Below are 19086 nucleotides of genomic sequence, written 5' to 3'. Positions count from 1 at the left end.
CATAGCATAAGCTAGTAAGACACCTTGAAGAAGACAAGGTTGATAGGGTAGGTGTGGAAGTGCCGTGAGGCATGAAGCTAACTACTACTAATATGTCGAGGGCTTAACTTAATCTAAGATGTTCAACGCAAAGTAATTCTTCTGTATAGTTTTGAAAGAGCAATCTTTCAACTGAATATCTGGTGGCGATGCCTGAATGGATCCACCTGTTCCCATTCCGAACACAGTAGTTAAGCATTCAGAGGCCGAAAGTACTTGCCTGGAGACGGGCTGGGAGGATAGGAAGCTGCCAGTTTGATTCCTCGATAGCTCAGTCGGTAGAGCGTCTGACTGTTAATCAGAATGTCACAGGTTCGAGTCCTGTTCGAGGAGCCAATTTTAAAAATAATCTGGGGAGCCCCCCATAACTAATTGGGGTATCGCCAAGTGGTTAAGGCACGGGACTTTGACTCCCGCACCGCTGGTTCGAATCCAGCTACCCCAGCCATGTTGGTTCACTAGCTCAGTTGGTAGAGCACCTGACTTTTAATCAGGTTGTCCCGGGTTCGACCCCCGGGTGAGCCACCAATATAGATAGTATTCCCCTTTTATCATGACTCACTAGCTCAACTGGCAGAGCAACTGACTCTTAATCAGTAGGTTCACGGTTCGATTCCGTGGTGGGTCACCATTTATGGGCGATTAGCTCAGCTGGGAGAGCGCTTGCCTTACAAGCAAGATGTCGGCAGTTCGATCCTGTCATCGCCCACCATATTATGGCCCCATAGTTTAGTTGGTTAGAACGCCGCCCTGTCACGGCGGAGGTCAGGAGTTCAAGTCTCCTTGGGGTCGCCACTTGATTATAACGCGAAAGCGTTTATAATATAAATTTTCAACTTGTTTTGATGAAATGCCTCGGTAGCTCAGTTGGTAGAGCAGGGGACTGAAAATCCCCGTGTCAGTGGTTCGATTCCGCTCTGAGGCACCATTTATCAAGCTGGTGTAGCTCAATTGGTAGAGCAGCTGACTTGTAATCAGCAGGTTGGGGGTTCAATTCCTCTCGCCAGCTCCACTTAGCTTTTACGCGGGTGTAGCTCAATGGTAGAGCTCCAGCCTTCCAAGCTGATCACGTGGGTTCGATTCCCATCACCCGCTCCACTTTATTGAATAAGCTGCCGGGGTGGCGGAACTGGCAGACGCAACGGACTTAAAATCCGTCGGTTGGAGACAACCGTACCGGTTCGATTCCGGTCCTCGGCACCATTTTCCCTTATTTCGCTAAAAATTATATATTGCGGTCGTGGCGGAATTGGCAGACGCGCTACTTTGAGGGGGTAGTGTTCACAAGACGTATGGGTTCAAGTCCCATCGACCGCACCATCTCTTGACAAATCCATATAATTGATATATAATACAAACATGCGGTCGTGGCGGAATGGCAGACGCGCTAGCTTCAGGCGCTAGTGGTAGCAATACCGTGGAGGTTCAAGTCCTCTCGACCGCACCATTTTTTTAAGCAGAGAACACGTTTTGAAGGAGCGAAGCGACGTACAAAATGTCGTGAATCGCTTATCCAAAATTCATGGATATGAATTTTGGGTTCCTCCAAAACGTTTTTGTTTATGCTAAATAGTCCTTTTTATATCATGCGGTTGTGGCGGAATTGGCAGACGCGCTACTTTGAGGGGGTAGTGTTCACAAGACGTATGGGTTCAAGTCCCATCAACCGCACCAGTTGTAATCAAAGCTCAAGCGTTCTTGCTTGAGCTTTTTTTATATTTAGAATGGTTAATTTTGAGTAGGCTTTACCTGCCCCGTGAAACGGTGGAGGTAATGTCTGCGAGGAGGTTTTGCCATGAACTGGAAAAAACTAATCTTATCTACGTTGCTTTTTACTTTTCTTATAGCAATTACAGTAACCACCGAGGCCGCCTCTGGCCGTTTTGGCATTGAAGCTGCCCCTGGCTACTGGCTTTCACGCACTACCCATGCCCAGGAAGTTATCCTGACGCCGGAGCAGATTTCTGCCCAGAATCAGGACTTGCAGCTGCGGGATACCTCTATTATAGACCTCACAGCCTCTCCTGACCGTTTGCCGGGGCGGGAGGTAAGGCAGCATATCATGGCTGCCATGCAGGACTTTTGGCAGGAGAAACTGCCTGAGGAGTATGTGGGAGGAGAATTGCTGACCTGGGACAGGTGGCAACAGGCCCGCAGGAACTGCAATCTGGCTGATTTGCCAGAGGAGGCAGAGGCAGAATATGCTGTCACCGTCCAGCGGGCTGCTCTGCGCCTGTTGCCCGTGTCTAAGGCCTGGAATGATGAGCCTGATGAGCACTATGACGACTTGCAGGGCACGGTGCTGGACCCGGCGGAGGCAGTGCTGATCTGGCACAAAAGCCTGGATGGGAAGTTTGCTTTCGTGCAGGCAGAGGATTACCAGGGCTGGGTGAGCCTGGACAGCCTGGCTCTGGCTGAAAGAGAGGACTGGCTGAGATATGCGGCTCCCGCTCAGGTGGCTGTTGTCACCCAAAATCGCAAGACTTTGGAAGCGGGGGGCATTTCCCAGCTCTATCAGCTGGGGGCAGCGATTCCTCTGGGCAAGGTCCATGGCAGCACCGGCAGCCTGGAAGCGGGGACGCGGGGCCTGCTGCTTCCTCAGAGGGACGCTGAAGGCTGGCTTTATATAGACAACTGCCCTGCTGATTTTGATGAAACCCTCCACGAGGGCTATCTGCCCTGCACCCGCGGGAACTTCATTGCCATGGCCTTCAAATGCCTTGGGGATGCCTACGGCTGGGGTGGGCAGGATGACAGCGTGGACTGCTCCTCCTTTGTGCAGGACGTCTACCGCACCATGGGGCTGAAGATTCCCCGGGATGCCGACCATCAGGAGCTGACACTCTTGAAGCAGGTGAAAATGACCGGCCTCTCCACAGAGGCACGTTATGCAGCGCTGCGACAGCAGGCTGAGCCGGGAGACCTGCTTTTCAAACCCGGCCATGTGATGATGTATCTGGGCACGGATGCCAGCGGTACGCCGCTCTGCATCCACAGCACCAGCGGTTATTTCATCAATGAAGGCACTGGCCAGTATGTGCAGGGAGTGCTGGTGTCGGATCTGACCTATCATAACTCAGCTGGGGAGGAGGCCATAGATGGTCTGACGAGTTTTGCAGGGGTGTGGCATTGAGGCGTGTTGATAAATTCCCTTATAAGGTGTATACTGTAAACTTGTAAACGTTCTTTACCAGAATACAGTTAGCAAAGGGGATATGTCAAAGTGTTCAAGCCACATAAATTAGCCATCATTGGGCTGGGCCATGTGGGCTCTGCTGTACTGGCCCGTGCCATTGCCTGCCAGCTGGCAGCAGATATTGTCTGCATTGATATCAAGAAGGAAGTGGCCCATGGGGAGGCAGTGGATGCGGTGCATTCCCTGTCCTGCGATTACGTGCCTGGGATTCGCGTCCATTCCGGCGGTTTCGAGGAGTGCGCTGATGCAGATGTGATTATCTGCGATGCCGGCCCCAGCATCCTGCCCGGGCAGAAGATGGACAGGTTGACCCTGGCCAAGGAAAACATCGGCGTTATCCGTGAGATCATGGGCGAAGTCACGAAATACACCCGCGAGGCTGTCTTTATCATGATTACCAATCCTTTGGACATCACTACCTATGTGGCAGCCACGGAGTTTGGCTATCCCGAAGGACGGCTTTTTGGCACTGGCACCACCCTTGAAACCATGCGCCTCAAGAGCATCATCGGCAGGCACTACAAGGTGGATGCTTCCTCTGTCCAGGGCTATATGATGGGGGAACACGGCAACTCTGCCTTCCCTGCCTGGAGCACTGTCAGCATCGGCGGCGTGCCCCTCTCGCAGCTTGACGAGTTTTACGACCATGAAGGCAAGCTGGATTTGGAAGAAATCGGCCAGGAAGTTGTGAACACTGCCTATGATGTAGTGCAGTCCAAGGGCTGGACCAACACGGGCATCGCCATGGGAGCCTGTCGCCTGGCCAAGGCTGTGCTCTTTGACGAGCGTGCCGTCTGCCCGGTGTCAATGCCTCTCCACGGGGAGTATGGCCTCCATGAGGTGGCCCTTTCCATGCCAAGCATCATTGGCCGCCACGGCGTAGAGAAGCGCATCCCCCTGCATCTGCCTGCTGAGGAAGAAGAGATGATGAAAAAGAGCGCTGAGAGCGTCAAGGCCGTGATGAGGGCCAATGGGGTAATTGATTGACGAATGTTTTTTGAGCCTTCCCTCCCCAGGGGAAGGTTTTTTATTGCAAAAAAAGCCCCGGCAGGGCCATGCCTTGCCGGGTTGAGAGAATTGAAAGAAAGGAGAAAATGAGAGTTAGGGAAATATGGTAATTGGAGGACGGCTTAGTATTGGAACTTGTGCAGGGAATCCTGCAAGTTCTGGGCCAGCTCTGCCAGAGCCTTGGAGGCGCTGGCAATCTCGCCAGCAGAAGCGCTCTGCTCTTCGGAAGCGGCAGAGACGCTTTCCATTTCCTCGGCCACCTGGCGGCCCTTGGAGGAAATGCTGCCAGATTTCTCGCTGATATTGCTGGCATCTTCGGCCACAGTCTGCAAATCGTTGATCATGCGCTGGGCGCTGGAAACCACGCTGCCGGAAGCTGTGCGGATGGCCTGGAAGGCATCACGCAGCTGCTCCACAGAGGCCGAACCTTCCCGCACTGCCGTACTGCCCTTCTTCATGGAGCTGACGGCATCGTCGGTATCTTTCTGAATACCTGCAATGAGGGTTGTAATCTGCTGGGCGGCAGTCTGGCTGGCTTCAGCCAGCTTCCTGACCTCGTCTGCCACTACGGCGAAGCCGCGGCCATGCTCGCCTGCCCGGGCTGCCTCGATGGCGGCATTCAGGGCCAGCAGGTTGGTCTGTTCGGCAATACCGGAAATGGTTTCCACAATCTGGCCGATTTCCTGGGAGCTCTGGCCCAGTTTGTCCACCGTGGCGGCAGATTCACTGACAATCTCCTCTACAGAGAGAATCTGGGATACGGCGTTCTCGATGGACTTGGCACCGGACTCGGCTTCGTCATTGGAGGACTGAGCCTGGCGGGCCACGTCATTGGCAGCTGCGCCCAAAGTGTCTACGGCCTGGCTGGAATGGTCTACAGATTCCTGCATGACAGCCAGGAGCTGCTGCTGTTCCACCACGGCTCCTGCGGAGCTGGTGACGTTCTGGGCCACCTGCTCGGCGGCCTGGGCAGACTGGCCGGAGGAAGCATTGAGCTCCTCGGCGGCAGCTGCCAGCTGCTCGGCAATGCGGCCGGTGTTCTTCATCATGGCATTGAGGGCTACGCGCACGCCCGCCACGGCATCGGCCATTTCACCGAATTCGTCACCACGGATAATCGAGCGTTCCCTGTCGCGGAAATCACCTTCCTTGAGGCGTTCGCAGGCACCGATGGTCTGACGCAGGGGATTTACCACCTCGCGGGTGATCCAGAGGGCGGAAACCACGAGGACGATCAGGGCTATGATGCACTCTGCCAGCATCTTGAACTTGGCAGCTTCGCTGTCCTCGTCGTTCTTGGTGTTCAGGGCCTCAGCGGACTTGGTGGCAGCATCAGCCAGTTCCTCCAGGTCCTTGGCTACCTTGGTAGCCTCGGTGGCATGCTGGTTGTAGACATTCATGCCTTCGTCCTGCTGTCCCGCAAGAGAGAGACTGGCGGACTTTTGCAGACTGGCTTTCATGCTGTTCCAGTCCGTCAGGGTTTCCTCGAACTTAGCCTGCACATCTGTGTTGCTGGCGGAAACTTCCTTGAACTTGGCCAAAGCCTCATCAGTGCCCTTCACACCTGCTTCGAACTTGCCTGCCAGATCCTTCATGCGCTCGGGCGTGACGGTCTTGTTGGTCATGATGACCGTCATGGTCTGGGCAGAACGCATGCCCTGGCGGGCATCGCCCAGATGGCTGAGACTGCGCACATCCACCATATACATTTTTTCCATGTCTATCTGGGCTTGCCGGATAGCGGAGTAACCTGAGAAGCCGATAAAGGCCATGCCGACGAAAGCGATGACGGCCAATATCAGCAGTTTGTAGGCTACTTTGAGATTGTCCATGAAACGCATTTAAAATCCCCCTTTTACGTCTATTTATTTTGTAATAGACATATTCGTCAAAGGGGGATTTTTTCCTGCTATATAGTTTTTTTTCTATCGGACTATTTTATTTGGTAATGTAGAGGCCTACTTTCTTGCGTGCCTTGGTGAGGGTGCGGCTGGAAATCTTCGTGGCAATCTCTGCCCCCTGCTTCATGAGGCGCTCCAGCTCTGCTTTGTCACCCATAAGCTCTGCGTATTTTTCCCTTACCGGGCGCAGTTCCTCTGCCACAGCCTCGCCTACGGCAGCCTTGAAGTCGCCGTAGCCCTTGCCGGCAAATTCGCTGGTGATATCATCCAGGCTCTTGCCCGTGACAGCGGAGTAGATGGTCATGAGGTTGTTGATGCCGTCCTTGCCCTCACGGAAAACCACTTCCATCTCGCTGTCGGTGACAGCCCGCTTGAATTTCTTGATGATGACATTTTCTTCATCGAGAATGGAAATGGTGGCGTTGGGGTTGGTGTCGGACTTGCTCATCTTGGAGGTGGGCTCCTGCAGGCTCATGACACGAGCGCCAAGCTTGGGGAAGTACCCTTCAGGCAGCTTGAAAGTCTCCCCGTACACATGGTTGAAGCGGGTGGCGATGTCACGGGTGAATTCCAGATGCTGGGTCTGGTCAGCCCCTACCGGCACATAGTCTGCCTGATAGAGCAGGATATCCCCTGCCATGAGGGAGGGATAGGTGAAAAGGCCGGCGTTGATGTTCTCCGGGTGTTTGGCGCTCTTGTCCTTGAACTGGGTCATGCGGCTAAGTTCGCCGAACTGGGAGCAGCAGGCCAGGATCCAGCCCATTTCTGCATGGGTGGGCACATGGCTCTGGACGAAAATAAGGCTCTTTTCCGGGTCGATGCCGCAGGCCAGGAGCAGGGCAAAGGCCTGCAGGGACTGCTGTTTCCTGAGTTTCGGGTCAATGTGTACCGTCAGGGAATGAAGGTCGGCGATGAAATAATAGCATTGATAGTCTTCCTGCATCTGCTGCCAGTTCTTCACCGCTCCCAGATAATTGCCCAAGGTGAAAACCCCTGTGGGCTGGATGCCGCTGAGGATTATTTTCTTTTTTTCCTGTGCTTCTGACATAGCAATTGCTCCTAACTATCAATAATATATGAATTCAAATAAACTAAAGTCTAGCATAGTCTATTGTCGTTAATTTGTCAATAAAACTGAAAAGTGCAAATAGAGGTGTAACAGGTGGAAGGACGGGGCAGGATATGGTAGAATGAGGAAGTGTCTTATATTAGTTGAGTAGTGAATTTTTCCATTCGGGAGATTTACGCTTCTAGCAGACCTTACCTCCACCGCTTGCGGGGGAGGGGGACCGTCGAAGACGGTGGAAGGGGGATTATATATGAAAAGCGGAAAAATACTGGCTGCCCTGCTGGCGGCAGCTGTGCTGGCGGCACCGGGGAATTTCGCTCTGGCTGAGGAGGCGGCACCTGCTGTTTCGGCAGAGGCTGAAGCAGGGCAGGGGCGTCTGTATGAGAGCCAGGGGCTGAAGCTGCGGATTCCTGAGGCATACGATGAGCTGCTGCTGAAAGATACTACCGCCCAGGAGGGCAGCTTCTTTGCCGTTTCTGAGAAGGCTTCTGTGGAAGCTGCCCAAAAGGCAGGAGAGACTGAGTCAGGTGCTGGCTGGATTTTCAGTCTGGGCCGGTTGACGGCAGAGCAGCTCCACGAGAAACTTCGCCATGATATGTCCGGGGCTGAGCTGATTGCCAAAGATTCAGAGGGCGGATATTATATTTACTACCATCCCACCGATGTGCGTTATGTGCGTGAGAGCCAGGAGGATATGGTGCGTGACCAAAGGCAGTGGACCAAGCTGAATGCCTGGGGATGGGATTATGTGCACGGTGATTTCATCAGGGACAACGGCCTTACGCCTGTAACTGCTGACAACAGCAATATTGGCATCTATCTGGCCAATTTCATCTACGGCCAGCCGGAGGCCTATACTCTGGGCAAGAATGGAGAGGCTCCTTCCACGGCAGATGGTTTTTCTCCGCTGCCCTACGTTGAGAAACTCCTTTACGGGGCCAGCTACAGGAGCGCCAAGGATATTCAGATGCGCAAGTTCAAATACTACACCCTGGTGCTGCCCAGGGAGGGTGTGCGGCTGGATTTCTTCACCGGCAAGGACGGGGAAAACTATGTGCAGGAAGTGCATGAAGGATGGACCAACTACCTTTACCATGCCACTTATCAGGACAAGAGCTTGAAGGCCTATAATGTGATGGCAAAGTGGCTGGAGGACCTGAAGGCCTATCACGAAAAGACCGGTACGGCAGCTACACTGGAAGCTGCGAGTGCGTGGGGAGAAACAAAGAAAAATAAAAAATAAAAAGAGAGGGAAATGCTTCGGTGTGAAACATTTCCCTCTCTTTTTAGCTTTCCAGTGGGCAGCCTGCAGCCTTTGGGGGAAATTCTCCCCGGCTGGCTGTATGCTGGCCCTCAAAGAGTGCCTGGCTCATGCGGCGGGCCAGTTCCTCCTCCTCAGCGGCAGCAGAGAATACCAGCCCTGCCTCAGCGGGAAGCAGCTGGTTGAGTTCCCCTGCTTCCGTGATAGCCAGCTGCAATCTGTGCTCCTTGTCCTTGCGGAAGGAGTACTTGCGGCGGGTGGCCAGCCATTCAGTAATCATTTCGATGTTCTGGAAGGAGGCGTTCTTGTTGTAGTCCTTGTAGACCTCTGCAGCCAGAGCAGCTGCCTGCTGCTTGTCCTCGGTGATGCCAAGCAGGGAAAAGGTCTGACGGCCTTCTTCGGTAATCAGGGAATTCACTATATAAAACATGGAATCTTCCTTTCTTTTAGCGTATACATTTATTGTAGCAAACTGATTAATCATGTCAATAAGGGGAATATATCAGATGTATACACTCTGTGGACATTGTGGTCGAATGTCCTTATTGATATACATGATTACAAAAGCAAAAAAAACTTTGTTTTATTTTCAGGACCATGTCCGCAGATAATGAACACCAAAGGCACAATCAACTTTTTATAATCCATACTTGATGCACATTTGTGCATAATATATAGAGAAGATAGGCCCAAAAGCCCAATATTAACAGTCTTTACAGTCACTTGGCCTTTTATTGTGCGTAAGAATATGGTAAAATGTCCATCAGTGTGATACATATTAGATTCCGGGAGGAGCAAGATACTCCCGTAGAGAGATTGGAGTTTTACTTATGTCAGATGCACATCCTATTAACAGGAAGAGCGCATTCAATATGCTGTTCTTCATAGAGTTCTGGGAGCGCTTTGGCTACTACGGCCTGCAGGCCGTGCTGGCTATGTTCTTCGTGAAAGCGCTGAACATGGGGGACGCGCAGTCCTTCATCGTCTTCGGTGCTTTCTCCGCCATGGTGTACGGCTATGTGTCCATCGGCGGCTATATCGGTGACAAGGTGCTGGGCACCCAGCGCACTATCGCCCTGGGGGCTATTGTCCTCATGATTGGCTATGCCATTATGGCTTTTGCTGCCAGTGGCGACCAGGTTGAGGAGTACCTGGTATTCGTGGCTCTTGGTGCCATTGCCTGCGGCAACGGTATCTTCAAGGCTAACCCTTCCTCCTTGCTGTCCAAGATTTATGAGGGTGATGAGCAGCATCTTGATTCTGCTTTCACCATGTACTATATGGCCGTGAATATCGGCTCCTTCTGCTCCATGCTGCTGGTGCCTATCGTCGGCTCCATGTATGGACTTTCCCTGGGTTTCTCCATCTGTGCCATGGGCCTGGTGGTGGCTATCGGCGGTTTCTTCAGCTTCCGCTATCTGGTGAAGGGCGTTGATTCCCCCGCTGGCAAGGCACCTTTGTCCGCTACGAAAATGGCTCTGGTGGTAGCCGGTGTCATTGTCATGACCTTCGTTTCTGCCTGGATGCTGAGCCATCTGGAAGTGGCTCATGTGCTGCTGTGGGGCATTGCTGCTCTGGTGTACGGCGTGTTCTTCAAGATGATTTTCCAGTCCCGTGGGGCTGAGCGCAGCAAAATGATTGCCGCCCTGATCCTCATTGTGGAGGCTATTGTCTTCTTCACCCTGTATCAGCAGATGCCTACTTCTCTGAATTTCTTCGCTATCAACAACGTGGAGCACAGCATCATGGGCATTGAGATTCCCGATGCACAGGTGTTCCAGACTTTGAACCCCTTCTGGATCATGCTGGCCAGCCCCATCCTTGCCTGGATGTACAGCCACTTCGGCGACAAGGGCACTGACCTTTCCATGCCCGCCAAGTTCGCCCTGGGCATGTTGCTGACGGCAGGTTCCTTCCTGGTGGTTGGCTTCTCTGCCAAGTTTGCCAGCGAGGCCGGCATTGTGTCTGCCTGGTGGTTGGTTGGTTCCTACTTCCTGTCCTCCATTGGCGAGCTCCTGATTTCCGGCCTGGGCCTGTCCATGATTTCCAAGCTGGTGCCCCAGCGCCTGCTGGGCTTCCTCATGGGGGCTTGGTTCCTCACCACCGCCATTGCAGCTGTGCTGGGCGGCAAGGTAGCAGCTCTCACCGCTGTGCCCGAGGGCATGACGAATTCCGTGGAGACTCTCGGCATCTACACCGGCGTCTTCACCGATATCGGCCTGGTGACTCTGGGCGTGACGGTAGTCATGGCCTTCCTGGTGCCTGTGCTGAACAAGCTCATCAACAAGACTGATGAGGCAGAAGAAATTCCTGCCATGAACAACTAAAATATCATACAAGCATGCGAAAGCCCCCGGATTTGTTTTTCCGGGGGCTTTCAGCGCTCTTTATTTGTAATTACGCTTCCTTCAAATTGTGCTCGACAGAGGCTTCGTCTACTGTCCTGAACCTGTCCACAATGGTGGCGCAGGCGGCGTCGCCGGTGATGTTCACGGCGGTGCGCAGCATGTCGAAGATGCGGTCAACACCGAAGAGGATGGGCAGGGCATCGATGGGGATGCCGCCGGCGACCAGGACGGCCACTACCAGAAGCGTGGGGCCGGGGACGCCTGCCTGGCCCACAGCGCCCAGGGTGCTGGTGACGATGATGGCGATGTACTGGGGCAGGGAAAGCTCCATGCCGTACATCTGGGCGATGAAAGTGGCGGCCATGGCGTAATAGGCGGCGTTGCCGTTCATGTTGATGGTGGCGCCCAGGGGCAGGGCAAAGGAAGTGGTTTCTTTGGATACACCAAGTTCTTCACGTACCGTGTTCATGTTCAGCGGCAGGGTGGCGATGGAAGAAGCGGTGGAGAAAGCAAAGACCTGCACTTTCCACATGCTCTTGAAGAACTGCTTGTAGTTGGTGCACTTGGAGAACATGGCCACAGTCCCGCCAATCATGCCGTAGGTGACGATGGCCAGCACTGCCACGTACAGCACGATGAGGTAGAGAATCTTGGTGAGCACCGCATAGCCGAAGGTGCCCGTGGCGTCAGCCATGAGGCAGAAGACGCCGATAGGTGCGGCATACATGATGCCGGTCATGACCTTGATGAAGAGCTCAGTGAGGTAGTTGAAGAAACTCAGCACGAAATTCTTCTTGCTTTCCTCAAGATGGGTGGCGGCAAAGCCCATGAACAGAGCAAAGACGATAATCTGCAGGATATTGCCTTCCACCAGAGCCTGGAAGGGATTGGTGGGCACGAAGCCCAGCACCGTATCCCAGAAGCCGGGAATATGAGTGCTTTCTTCCATGTGTTCCACCTGGATGGCAGCCTCAGAGAGTGCTGCCATCTCGATACCGCGGCCCGGCTGGAAAATCTCGCTGGCAGCAAGGCCCAAAGCCACTGCCACAGCCGTGGTGATGCCGTAGTAGCCAAAGGTCAGAAGACCTATCTTCCCGGCGCTGCTGGAGTTTCCCAGAGAGGCAGCCCCGCCAATCAGGGAAAAGAGCACCAGGGGTACAACCACCATCTTGATGAGGCGCATGAAGAGGTCGCCCATAGGCGCGAACATATGGGCGTTCGGCCCCATGATGAGGCCCACCACAGCGCCCAGCACCGTGGCGATGATAATCCATAGCCCCAGCTTGTCAAGGTTGGTTTTCGTTTTTTCTGACATGAAATTCCCTCCCAAATTTTTCTCGAAACCCGTTCTTACGCACGAAGCCGCATACATATCCTATGGGACATATATGCGGCTCCTTTGCGCGGTTTCTATGTTTACATTTTAACACTTTTGGTTTAAGATGTCTACTACTGAGAGAATTTTTTGAATGTATACATATAAGATGGACTTTTTCAGCAAATTACCATTTCCGTCAGGAAAACCACGGCACAGCAGGCCGCAGCTACCTTGAAAAGGCTGGCGCCCCACCAGGCGAGAAGCAGCCCTGAGAGCAGGGCGAGAGTGCCGCTGACGGGGCTCTGGGTGGCCTGAGTCATGGCAGGGAAGGTCATGACGGCCAGGGTCACATAGGGGACATAGTAAAGGAAGGATTTCAAAAAGGGGCTTTTTACCTCTCCCCGAATCAAGGTCAGGGGCAGGATGCGGATGGCCAGAGTCACGGCGCTCATGACCAGAAGATATGTGAATATGCTTGGCTCCATCATGCAGCCTCCTTGTGGGGGAAGAAATAAGCGGCCAGGCCTGCAATAAGCACCGTGAGGATAATGGTGCGGGTGCCGGCGGACAGGTCAGAAATCATAGGGGCAAGGCTGGCCCCGAGGCTCATCAGCATGCTGATGACGATGAGGACGGCGATGATGCGGTCATTTTTCCCTTGGGGTACGATGACCCAGATAAACATGCCGTAGAGGGCCACAGACAGGGCCGATACAGCTGACAGGGGCAGCACAGAGCCTGCCATGATGCCCAGGGCTGTGCCCACGGACCATCCGGGCAGGGCCACCAGCATGGCCCCGTAGTTGTAGTAGGGATTCAGCGGACCTGGCCGGGCAATGGTGATGCCGAAAATCTCGTCCGTCACATCAAAGGCCACCAGGATGCGGTGGTAAAGGGGCAGGTTTTCCGGGCATTTCTGGGACAGCACAGTGCTCATAAGCATATAGCGGGCATTGGCCACCAGGGTGAGCACTGCCATAGTGAGGAGCGTCCCCCCCGAGGCGATGACGGTAAAACCAGCGTATTCTCCCGCCGAGGCATTGTTGAACAGGCTGGCAAAGAAGCCTTCCAAAGCGTTCAAGCCAGCATTCTTGGCGGCAATGCCCAGGGTAAAGGAAACCACGAAATACCCCAAAGCAATAGGCAGTCCGTCCCGCATGCCCTCCAAAAGCACCTGCCGACGGTTGATAGTCCATTCCGGCTGCATTAAAAATCACTTCCGTTTGTAAAATTTACAATATATTATCCTAGTATAGAGTAAAGAAGCGCCCTTAGCAAGAGCGCTTCCTTACATTGTATTATTTTCCGGGGAAGAACAGGGCGAGAGTTTCTTCCTTGGTGGGCTTCCCCTTATATGCTCCGATAATGAAGCAAATCAGGGAAACCGCCAGTCCCAGCACAATCCTGTGCAGGCCGAAGGGGGACCAGTTCAGGGCTTCGGCAAAGGCGGTTGCCCATTCGGCTGAGGTGAGGAGCAGGAGCATCTTGCCCAGCATGGGCAGGACGTAGATGAAAGTGCCTCCTGCCATGGCGAGAATTGCTCCGGCCTTGTTGGCTTTGCGCCAGAAGAGGCCCAGGAGCAGCACCCAGAAGAAGGCTGTCTCCAGCCCGCCGAAGGCGAACATGTTGATGATCCAGATGAGGGAGGGCGGGGTAACGGCGATGAAGAACACCAGCACGCCGATGACGCCTGTAGCTGCCATGGACAGCAGCCTCAGTTTCTTATCCGAGACCCTTTCCCCATTGGCCTTCTTGGCATGGAGGTAAACGTCCTTGATGATGGCGGAGGAGGCCACTATCAGGAGGCCTGAGATGGTGGAGATGGAGGCCGCCAGGGGGCCGATGATGGCAAAGCCTACGAGAGAAGGCGGCATGGCGGTGACAATGGTCTTGGGGATGATGTTGTCCACGCCGCCGTAACTTTCCAGGGGGCCTGTCAGCACTCCGTGAGCCAGGATTCCCGTGAAGTTGATGCCGATATTCATAAAGCCCACCACTACGGTACCTATCAGCATGGCCTGATGTAGTCCCTTGGTATCCTTGTAGCTGATGCCGCGCACCACGGACTGGGGCAGGGCGATGGTACAGATGCCCACCAGAATCCACTGGGTGAGGTAGAGGGTCAAAGGCATGTGGCCTGCCGACAGAGGCTCGAACATCTCCGGATGGTCAGCGTGGAGAGTGTTCATGATGTTTTCATAGCCGCCGCCTGCCTGCAGCACATAGTAGAGCAGCAGCACGATGCCCACCATCATGACAATGGCGCAGCAGGTGTCCGTGAGGGCCACGGCCCGGAAGCCGCCGATGGCTGTGTAGAGCACCACTGTGAGGCCGAAAAGCAAGAGCCCCATCTCATAGCTGTACCCTGTGACGGCGGCAAAGAGCTTGGCTCCGCCCACGAACTGGGCGGTCATGGTGGCGCAGAAGAAGAGCACGATGATGAAGGCCGCAAGGCCTGCCAGCCTGTCGGAGTTAAAACGCGCCCTTATGATGTCCACCACGGTGACGGCCTCCAGCCGCCGGGACAGCAGAGCCACCCGCTTGCCGTAGACACCCAGCACCAGGAAGATGGCTGTCACCTGCACTACCGCCATGTAAATCCAGCCAAAGCCTATCTGCCAGGCCATGCCCGGACCTCCCACGAAGGAGGAGACGGAGCTGTAGGTGGCTACGGTGGTCATGGCCAGCACGAAGCCGCCCAGATTATGATTGCCGATAAAATAATTTTTTACAAAGCCCGTGCCGGAGCGGGAGCCTTCCCGTCGCACATAGAAGCCGATGCCGATCATCACGCCCATGAAAATTAGCAAGGGCAGCAAGGCAGATAGATTTCCCACTGCAGTCACTCCTTAGTCTCTTTCTCAATATAATTCTTGTCAAAGGGCTGTGAAAGGGCCATGTCCTTGAAGATGAATTTCACCAGTACAAAGGTGAGGAAGATTGCCAGCAGCCATATCCCAACGGTGCCGGCCACCGCCCACAGGGGCAGTCCGAAAATCAGCGCATCGGAGCCAGAAAGTCCAAAACCCAGCACGCACCACATGATAATGAGCAAGAGCAGCACCAGCCCCGTGGCGCCCGCCTCCCGGCAAATCTGCCTGTATTTTTCTTTAGGGGTCATAATTGCCTCCTTGTGAACTTAAGTGGGGGACAGGCTGGCGGCAAAAGCGAAACGTGTGAAATTTTGCCACAGGCAAAATTTCAAGTGAAGCGTTGCCGCCTGCCTGCCCCGAACGCTTCAGCATGAAAAAAGCGCCTCATAGGCGCTTTATATTTTAACCCAAATGTCCTTTTTTTTCCACATTTATTCCCCAACGTTGAAGAATAACTCTATTTCCACCGCATGCCCTGTGCCGACGCGGCGGAAGTTCAGGGAGCCACCCATCAGCTCTGCCAGGTGCTTGGCGAAGGGGAGATCCAGCGAAGGCATCTGTCCCTCAACTTCGATATTGGCATGGGAGACCAGGGCGGCCCCCAGAGGGTCGAAAAGATGCTCGCTTTCGGGCAGGTCGAAGTCTGTGACGCTGTCGGAAATCTGCAGCCAGGTGACCACGCGCCCTTCTCCTGAGCGGATGGCTTCGGCGGTGAAGTTGATGGTGCACCCTTCTGGCAGATAGCTGGCAATGCCGTGGGCCAGATGACCCAGCATGGCACAGAATTTCTCCTTGTCAACGATAATGGTTTGCTCGTGCCAGCTGCTGATATCCAGCAAGAGATGCTGGTGGCTGGAGGAGAAGAAAGTGCGCATGGTGCCGATGGCTTCTTCCAGCAGCTGGCGGCTGGACACAGGTGCCTGCCGCAGGGTCAGCTCCCCCAGCTCCAGATCGGCAAAATCTTTTAGATTGGCAATGGACTTCAGCAACAGGCGGCTTCGGGCTTCCAGACGGCTGGCTGCTGCATGGGCCGAGTTTATATCCTTGCTTTGGGAAATTTTCTCCGTCAGCGCATTAATGTCTTTGGTGGGAGCTTCCAGATATCTCACATAGCGGGAAATGAAAAAATGCTGCCTTTTGATGACCTGCCTGGCCGTTTCAGAGCGCACACGACTGGCCCGGCTTTGCTCAGAGAGCACTGCCAGGCGCTGGCCTCTGCGCCACCGCTTGTAAAAAATGACGGCAGCCAGACAAAAAGCTGTGTTGGTAACTATCAGTAGAATGATGATAAGCGTAGCTGCAAAGTCCATAGGCATTACCTGACCTCAATCCTTGTCTGCATTTTTTTCCTTGCTGGTCCCTTCCGGGGAGGGGGCTTCTTTGGCTACATAGCAGTTGCGGCCATTTTCCTTGGCCTCGTAAAGGGCCTGGTCAGCCCGGTCGTAGGCGGTGAGGAAGTCGTCGAAGGTGTGGAGCATGGTGGCACCAATGCTGATGGTCACAGGGGCTTCGATGCCATTGGAGGCAGCTGCCACCGTGACGCCGCTGTTCAGCCGCGCGCAGAGGCCGTTCAAAAAGCCGATGCTGGAAAGTCCCGGCAGGTAGGCGCAGAATTCATCACCGCCCAGACGGCCAATCACATCATTTACCCGCAGACTTTCCTTCAGGACTCTGGCCACAATGCGCAGCACCTGGTCTCCGGTCTGGTGGCCGTAGAGGTCGTTGAATTTCTTGAAATTGTCGATATCCAGAATCAGGAAAGCTCCCAGGTCGTACTCATTGAAGTCCGACATGGAGTCGGACAGCAGCCGCCGGACGGTGCCGCTGTTGTAGACATGGGTGAGGCCGTCGATTTGGGCGTGCAGAGCCAGATGCTCCTCCCGGCGGGCTTCCTGGGTGACATCTGTGAGAATGCCGATGATGTAGTCGATTTCTTCATTCTTTGTATAGTAGATGCGGTTGGTGACCCGGTAGGTGCCGGAGGCACCGTTGGGCTGGGTTAGCTGCATACGCTGCTGGTCAGCTTCCGGGGTCATGGCCTCCAGAAGCGTTTGGTAGGAAGTTTTCTGACCGCTTTCTTCATGGCAGGCCTCCGTGAAATTGTCAATGAGCTCCGGCAATCCCAGGAGTTTTGCACAGGCGGCGGAAAGCCTCATGGTGTCCTTGCGCATATCAAAGACAAAAGTGCAGAGGTCGGTAAAGGTTAGAAGATGTCCCATGCCTTCCTTGAGTTTCCGCTCCCGTTGGATTACCCGATGGAAATAATATACCGTGCCCAGCAGGGAAAGCCCCCAGAGAATCATGATAAGGAAGATGAGCAAAGGTATATGGATTTCTGTAGGCATCATGTGCATACCTTCCTTCTTGGGAGACATCCTGCAAAATCCATTCACGTGCATATTCGTCAAAAATCGGCCTTTTCCTGCCCGTTTCTTCCTTTTTATTTCTTTGAGGGATAGATGCGTTCATGGAGGTGGCTGGACCGCAGCACATCATCCATGGCTTCTTTGGCCATGTTGAAAGCAGTGCCCATGGCAGAGCTTTCGTCGTCATAGAAGCGGGAAGCACCTTTTTCCACCACTTCATCGGTGCGGGCATCGTAGACATAGAGCATCACCGAGGCGTAGCTGTGGTAGATCGTGCCCCTGTGCCAGCTCATGCGCTGCCATTCCTGGTAGCCGTCCAGTATGGGCAGGACCACCATGTCGGCCTTCAGCCGGGCGGCCAGGGGGCGGAGCAGTTCCTTGTCTTTGGCTTTTGCCCCCATTTCCTGCCGGACAGCCCTCATGGCAGAAAACAGTTCCTCCTCCGGCAGGTACTCCACCGTCTTGAAGTAGCCGTTAAGGGGCACATGGGTGGCCCGTGAAACCTGCGAATTGAGAGTCATCAGCACATCGGCAGGACACCAGGCCCGGTCGATGACGGGATACTGTGCCAGCCGCAGGGGGGCGGCTGAGGCGAGGGCAGACAGGCTTATGAGCAGCGTAACCAGTAACGGTAAAATTAAACGTACCTTTTTCATGATGATCACCTCGACTTAGTGGATAGCCTTCTTCTTGAAACGCCCGCCTATAATATCGTGGACAGCGTTAATTGTTACGAAGGCATTTTCGTCTTTTTCAAGCACGATTTCCTTCAATTTGTCAACTTCCAGCCGTGTCACCACGCAGTAGAGCACTTCCTTGCTCTCCCCGGTGTATCCCCCTGCTCCGTGGAGCAAAGTGACGCCGCGGCCCAGGCGGTCATTGAGGGCTGAGGTGATGTCATCATGACTGTTGGTGACGATCATCACCGCGTAGGACTCGTCCAGACCTTTGATGACCACGTCAATCATCTTGGAAATGACGAAGTAGGCCACCAGTGAGTACATGGCCTTGTCCCAGCCGTACAAGAGGCCTGCGCTGGAGAGGATGAAAAGGTTGATGAACATGACCACTTCGCCCACGGAGAAGACGGATTTCTTGTCCATGATGATGGCCACAATCTCCGTGCCGTCCAGGCTGCCGCCTGCCCGGATGATGAGGCCCACCCCCAGGCCGTCGATGATGCCACCGAAGATGGCAGCCAGGAAGGGGTCAGTGGTTAGGGGAGGGATGGGTTCCATGACCTTCGACCAACCGGACAGGAAGAGGATGGCCACCAGAGTGGCGATGGCGAAGTTCTGGCCTATCTGCTTGTAGCCCAGGTAAAGGAAGGGCAGGTTGAAGAGGATGAGGAAGATGCCGATGCTGAAACCGGAAAGGGTCTGAGCCATGATGGATAGGCCCACCACGCCGCCGTCAATGACTTCGTTGGGGATGAGGAAGATCTCCAGCCCTACGGAGGCAATGAGGGCGCCTATGAAGATGGTGAGGTATTTCTTGAAGTAAAAGGAGGCTTTGCGGTGCTGTACTATCTTTGGCTTGGATTCGGTCATAGGGTCACGCTCCGTTCTGTAAAAGGTTTTCTTCTATAATACATTATACCCTAAAATGTTACGTTTCGGCCTTACTTTTTCTTTGGCGCAAAGAAAAAGTAACAAAAAGAAAACCGGACCTGAATAACTTCACGTTATTCAAAGGTCCGCGGGCGCC

General features: G+C 54.1%; 16 protein-coding genes, 13 tRNA genes and 2 rRNA genes. 19 read left to right on the top strand and 12 right to left on the bottom strand.

Features of this window, described 5'->3' with window-relative positions:
- The 17 genes from BLW59_RS10005 to BLW59_RS09925 form a co-directional block, all read left to right on the top strand.
- A 23S ribosomal RNA gene (locus tag BLW59_RS10005) occupies positions 1-111 on the top strand; the annotation flags it as partial.
- A gap of 67 nt (positions 112-178) precedes the next feature.
- Positions 179-295 (top strand): 5S ribosomal RNA (gene rrf, locus BLW59_RS10000).
- A 4-nt stretch (positions 296-299) separates the two neighbouring features.
- Positions 300-375: transfer RNA gene (locus BLW59_RS09995), tRNA-Asn, on the top strand.
- A gap of 37 nt (positions 376-412) precedes the next feature.
- Positions 413-487: transfer RNA gene (locus tag BLW59_RS09990), tRNA-Gln, on the top strand.
- A 4-nt stretch (positions 488-491) separates the two neighbouring features.
- Positions 492-567: transfer RNA gene (locus tag BLW59_RS09985), tRNA-Lys, on the top strand.
- Positions 568-594: 27 nt separating this feature from the next.
- A tRNA-Lys gene (locus tag BLW59_RS09980) sits at positions 595-670 on the top strand.
- Positions 671-675: 5 nt separating this feature from the next.
- Positions 676-751, top strand: a tRNA-Val gene (locus BLW59_RS09975).
- 6 nt (positions 752-757) lie between these two features.
- Positions 758-834, top strand: a tRNA-Asp gene (locus tag BLW59_RS09970).
- A 57-nt stretch (positions 835-891) separates the two neighbouring features.
- Positions 892-967, top strand: a tRNA-Phe gene (locus BLW59_RS09965).
- A gap of 8 nt (positions 968-975) precedes the next feature.
- Positions 976-1051, top strand: a tRNA-Thr gene (locus BLW59_RS09960).
- 12 nt (positions 1052-1063) lie between these two features.
- Positions 1064-1137, top strand: a tRNA-Gly gene (locus BLW59_RS09955).
- Between the two features lie 16 nt (positions 1138-1153).
- Positions 1154-1242, top strand: a tRNA-Leu gene (locus tag BLW59_RS09950).
- Between the two features lie 31 nt (positions 1243-1273).
- A tRNA-Leu gene (locus BLW59_RS09945) sits at positions 1274-1359 on the top strand.
- 41 nt (positions 1360-1400) lie between these two features.
- Positions 1401-1486: transfer RNA gene (locus BLW59_RS09940), tRNA-Leu, on the top strand.
- Positions 1487-1627: 141 nt separating this feature from the next.
- Positions 1628-1713: transfer RNA gene (locus BLW59_RS09935), tRNA-Leu, on the top strand.
- A gap of 121 nt (positions 1714-1834) precedes the next feature.
- Positions 1835-3172, top strand: a complete 1338-nt coding sequence (locus BLW59_RS09930; protein WP_074697661.1) for an NlpC/P60 family protein — start codon at positions 1835-1837, stop codon at positions 3170-3172.
- 90 nt (positions 3173-3262) lie between these two features.
- Positions 3263-4222: an L-lactate dehydrogenase gene (locus BLW59_RS09925; RefSeq protein WP_029541693.1), complete on the top strand. Its 960-nt coding sequence runs from the start codon at positions 3263-3265 to the stop codon at positions 4220-4222.
- A 143-nt stretch (positions 4223-4365) separates the two neighbouring features.
- Here BLW59_RS09925 and BLW59_RS09920 read toward each other — a convergent pair whose 3' ends face one another.
- Both BLW59_RS09920 and trpS read right to left on the bottom strand, forming a co-directional pair.
- Positions 4366-6084, bottom strand: coding sequence for a methyl-accepting chemotaxis protein (locus BLW59_RS09920; protein WP_074697660.1), 1719 nt, complete (start codon positions 6082-6084; stop codon positions 4366-4368).
- Between the two features lie 97 nt (positions 6085-6181).
- Positions 6182-7192: a tryptophan--tRNA ligase gene (trpS, locus tag BLW59_RS09915; RefSeq protein WP_074697659.1), complete on the bottom strand. Its 1011-nt coding sequence runs from the start codon at positions 7190-7192 to the stop codon at positions 6182-6184.
- A 271-nt stretch (positions 7193-7463) separates the two neighbouring features.
- Between trpS and BLW59_RS09910 the strand changes: the two genes are divergently transcribed.
- Positions 7464-8456 (top strand): hypothetical protein, encoded by a 993-nt coding sequence (locus tag BLW59_RS09910; RefSeq protein WP_074697658.1) that lies wholly within the window; start codon positions 7464-7466, stop codon positions 8454-8456.
- Between the two features lie 43 nt (positions 8457-8499).
- Here BLW59_RS09910 and BLW59_RS09905 read toward each other — a convergent pair whose 3' ends face one another.
- Positions 8500-8904, bottom strand: a complete 405-nt coding sequence (locus BLW59_RS09905; RefSeq protein ID WP_029541686.1) for a hypothetical protein — start codon at positions 8902-8904, stop codon at positions 8500-8502.
- 400 nt (positions 8905-9304) lie between these two features.
- Here BLW59_RS09905 and BLW59_RS09900 point away from each other — a divergent pair, with 400 nt between their 5' ends.
- Complete coding sequence (locus tag BLW59_RS09900; protein ID WP_074697657.1) at positions 9305-10801, top strand: oligopeptide:H+ symporter; 1497 nt, start codon at positions 9305-9307, stop codon at positions 10799-10801.
- Between the two features lie 70 nt (positions 10802-10871).
- On the opposite strand, the gene BLW59_RS09895 is transcribed toward BLW59_RS09900, so the two are convergent.
- The 9 genes from BLW59_RS09895 to BLW59_RS09855 all read right to left on the bottom strand — a co-directional run bounded on the left by BLW59_RS09895 (position 10872) and on the right by BLW59_RS09855 (position 18929).
- Positions 10872-12137: a dicarboxylate/amino acid:cation symporter gene (locus tag BLW59_RS09895; RefSeq protein ID WP_029541680.1), complete on the bottom strand. Its 1266-nt coding sequence runs from the start codon at positions 12135-12137 to the stop codon at positions 10872-10874.
- Between the two features lie 179 nt (positions 12138-12316).
- On the bottom strand, positions 12317-12625 hold the full coding sequence (locus BLW59_RS09890) for an AzlD domain-containing protein (protein WP_029541677.1): 309 nt from the start codon (positions 12623-12625) through the stop codon (positions 12317-12319).
- On the bottom strand, positions 12625-13347 hold the full coding sequence (locus BLW59_RS09885; RefSeq protein ID WP_029541675.1) for an AzlC family ABC transporter permease: 723 nt from the start codon (positions 13345-13347) through the stop codon (positions 12625-12627). The genes BLW59_RS09890 and BLW59_RS09885 overlap by 1 nt, the downstream gene beginning before the upstream one ends.
- Positions 13348-13438: 91 nt before the next feature.
- Positions 13439-14938 carry a sodium/pantothenate symporter gene (panF, locus tag BLW59_RS09880; protein WP_051650130.1) on the bottom strand — a complete coding sequence of 500 codons (1500 nt, stop codon included), beginning with the start codon at positions 14936-14938 and terminating at the stop codon, positions 13439-13441.
- 44 nt (positions 14939-14982) lie between these two features.
- Complete coding sequence (locus BLW59_RS09875; protein WP_074697656.1) at positions 14983-15261, bottom strand: YhdT family protein; 279 nt, start codon at positions 15259-15261, stop codon at positions 14983-14985.
- Between the two features lie 183 nt (positions 15262-15444).
- Positions 15445-16329 (bottom strand): sensor histidine kinase, encoded by an 885-nt coding sequence (locus BLW59_RS09870; RefSeq protein ID WP_074697655.1) that lies wholly within the window; start codon positions 16327-16329, stop codon positions 15445-15447.
- 9 nt (positions 16330-16338) lie between these two features.
- Positions 16339-17361, bottom strand: coding sequence for a GGDEF domain-containing protein (locus BLW59_RS09865; RefSeq protein WP_074697654.1), 1023 nt, complete (start codon positions 17359-17361; stop codon positions 16339-16341).
- 92 nt (positions 17362-17453) lie between these two features.
- Positions 17454-18035, bottom strand: coding sequence for a hypothetical protein (locus BLW59_RS09860; RefSeq protein WP_139283631.1), 582 nt, complete (start codon positions 18033-18035; stop codon positions 17454-17456).
- Between the two features lie 15 nt (positions 18036-18050).
- A complete protein-coding gene (locus tag BLW59_RS09855) occupies positions 18051-18929 on the bottom strand; it encodes a YitT family protein (protein ID WP_051650098.1) in 879 nt (292 codons plus the stop codon).
- Positions 18930-19086 lie beyond the last annotated feature (157 nt).

Source organism: Selenomonas sp. KH1T6 (genome assembly GCF_900108415.1).
Classification (GTDB): domain Bacteria; phylum Bacillota; class Negativicutes; order Selenomonadales; family Selenomonadaceae; genus Selenomonas_B; species Selenomonas_B ruminantium_A.
The sequence above is the reverse complement of the archived record's forward strand: the minus strand, read 5'-3'. Positions and strand labels throughout refer to the sequence as shown.

Bases quoted from the DNA above. Each gene is read 5' to 3' on its own strand.
- BLW59_RS09920 (WP_074697660.1), bottom strand. From the start codon at position 6,084: ATGCGTTTCATGGACAATCTCAAAGTAGCCTACAAACTGCTGATATTG.
- BLW59_RS09890 (WP_029541677.1), bottom strand. From the start codon at position 12,625: ATGGAGCCAAGCATATTCACATATCTTCTGGTCATGAGCGCCGTGACT.
- BLW59_RS09895 (WP_029541680.1), bottom strand. From the start codon at position 12,137: ATGTCAGAAAAAACGAAAACCAACCTTGACAAGCTGGGGCTATGGATT.
- BLW59_RS09860 (WP_139283631.1), bottom strand. From the start codon at position 18,035: ATGAAAAAGGTACGTTTAATTTTACCGTTACTGGTTACGCTGCTCATA.
- BLW59_RS09885 (WP_029541675.1), bottom strand. From the start codon at position 13,347: ATGCAGCCGGAATGGACTATCAACCGTCGGCAGGTGCTTTTGGAGGGC.
- BLW59_RS09905 (WP_029541686.1), bottom strand. From the start codon at position 8,904: ATGTTTTATATAGTGAATTCCCTGATTACCGAAGAAGGCCGTCAGACC.
- BLW59_RS09930 (WP_074697661.1), top strand. From the start codon at position 1,835: ATGAACTGGAAAAAACTAATCTTATCTACGTTGCTTTTTACTTTTCTT.
- BLW59_RS09910 (WP_074697658.1), top strand. From the start codon at position 7,464: ATGAAAAGCGGAAAAATACTGGCTGCCCTGCTGGCGGCAGCTGTGCTG.
- panF (WP_051650130.1), bottom strand. From the start codon at position 14,938: ATGGGCGTGATGATCGGCATCGGCTTCTATGTGCGACGGGAAGGCTCC.
- trpS (WP_074697659.1), bottom strand. From the start codon at position 7,192: ATGTCAGAAGCACAGGAAAAAAAGAAAATAATCCTCAGCGGCATCCAG.
- BLW59_RS09900 (WP_074697657.1), top strand. From the start codon at position 9,305: ATGTCAGATGCACATCCTATTAACAGGAAGAGCGCATTCAATATGCTG.
- BLW59_RS09865 (WP_074697654.1), bottom strand. From the start codon at position 17,361: ATGATGCCTACAGAAATCCATATACCTTTGCTCATCTTCCTTATCATG.
- BLW59_RS09855 (WP_051650098.1), bottom strand. From the start codon at position 18,929: ATGACCGAATCCAAGCCAAAGATAGTACAGCACCGCAAAGCCTCCTTT.
- BLW59_RS09875 (WP_074697656.1), bottom strand. From the start codon at position 15,261: ATGACCCCTAAAGAAAAATACAGGCAGATTTGCCGGGAGGCGGGCGCC.
- BLW59_RS09870 (WP_074697655.1), bottom strand. From the start codon at position 16,329: ATGCCTATGGACTTTGCAGCTACGCTTATCATCATTCTACTGATAGTT.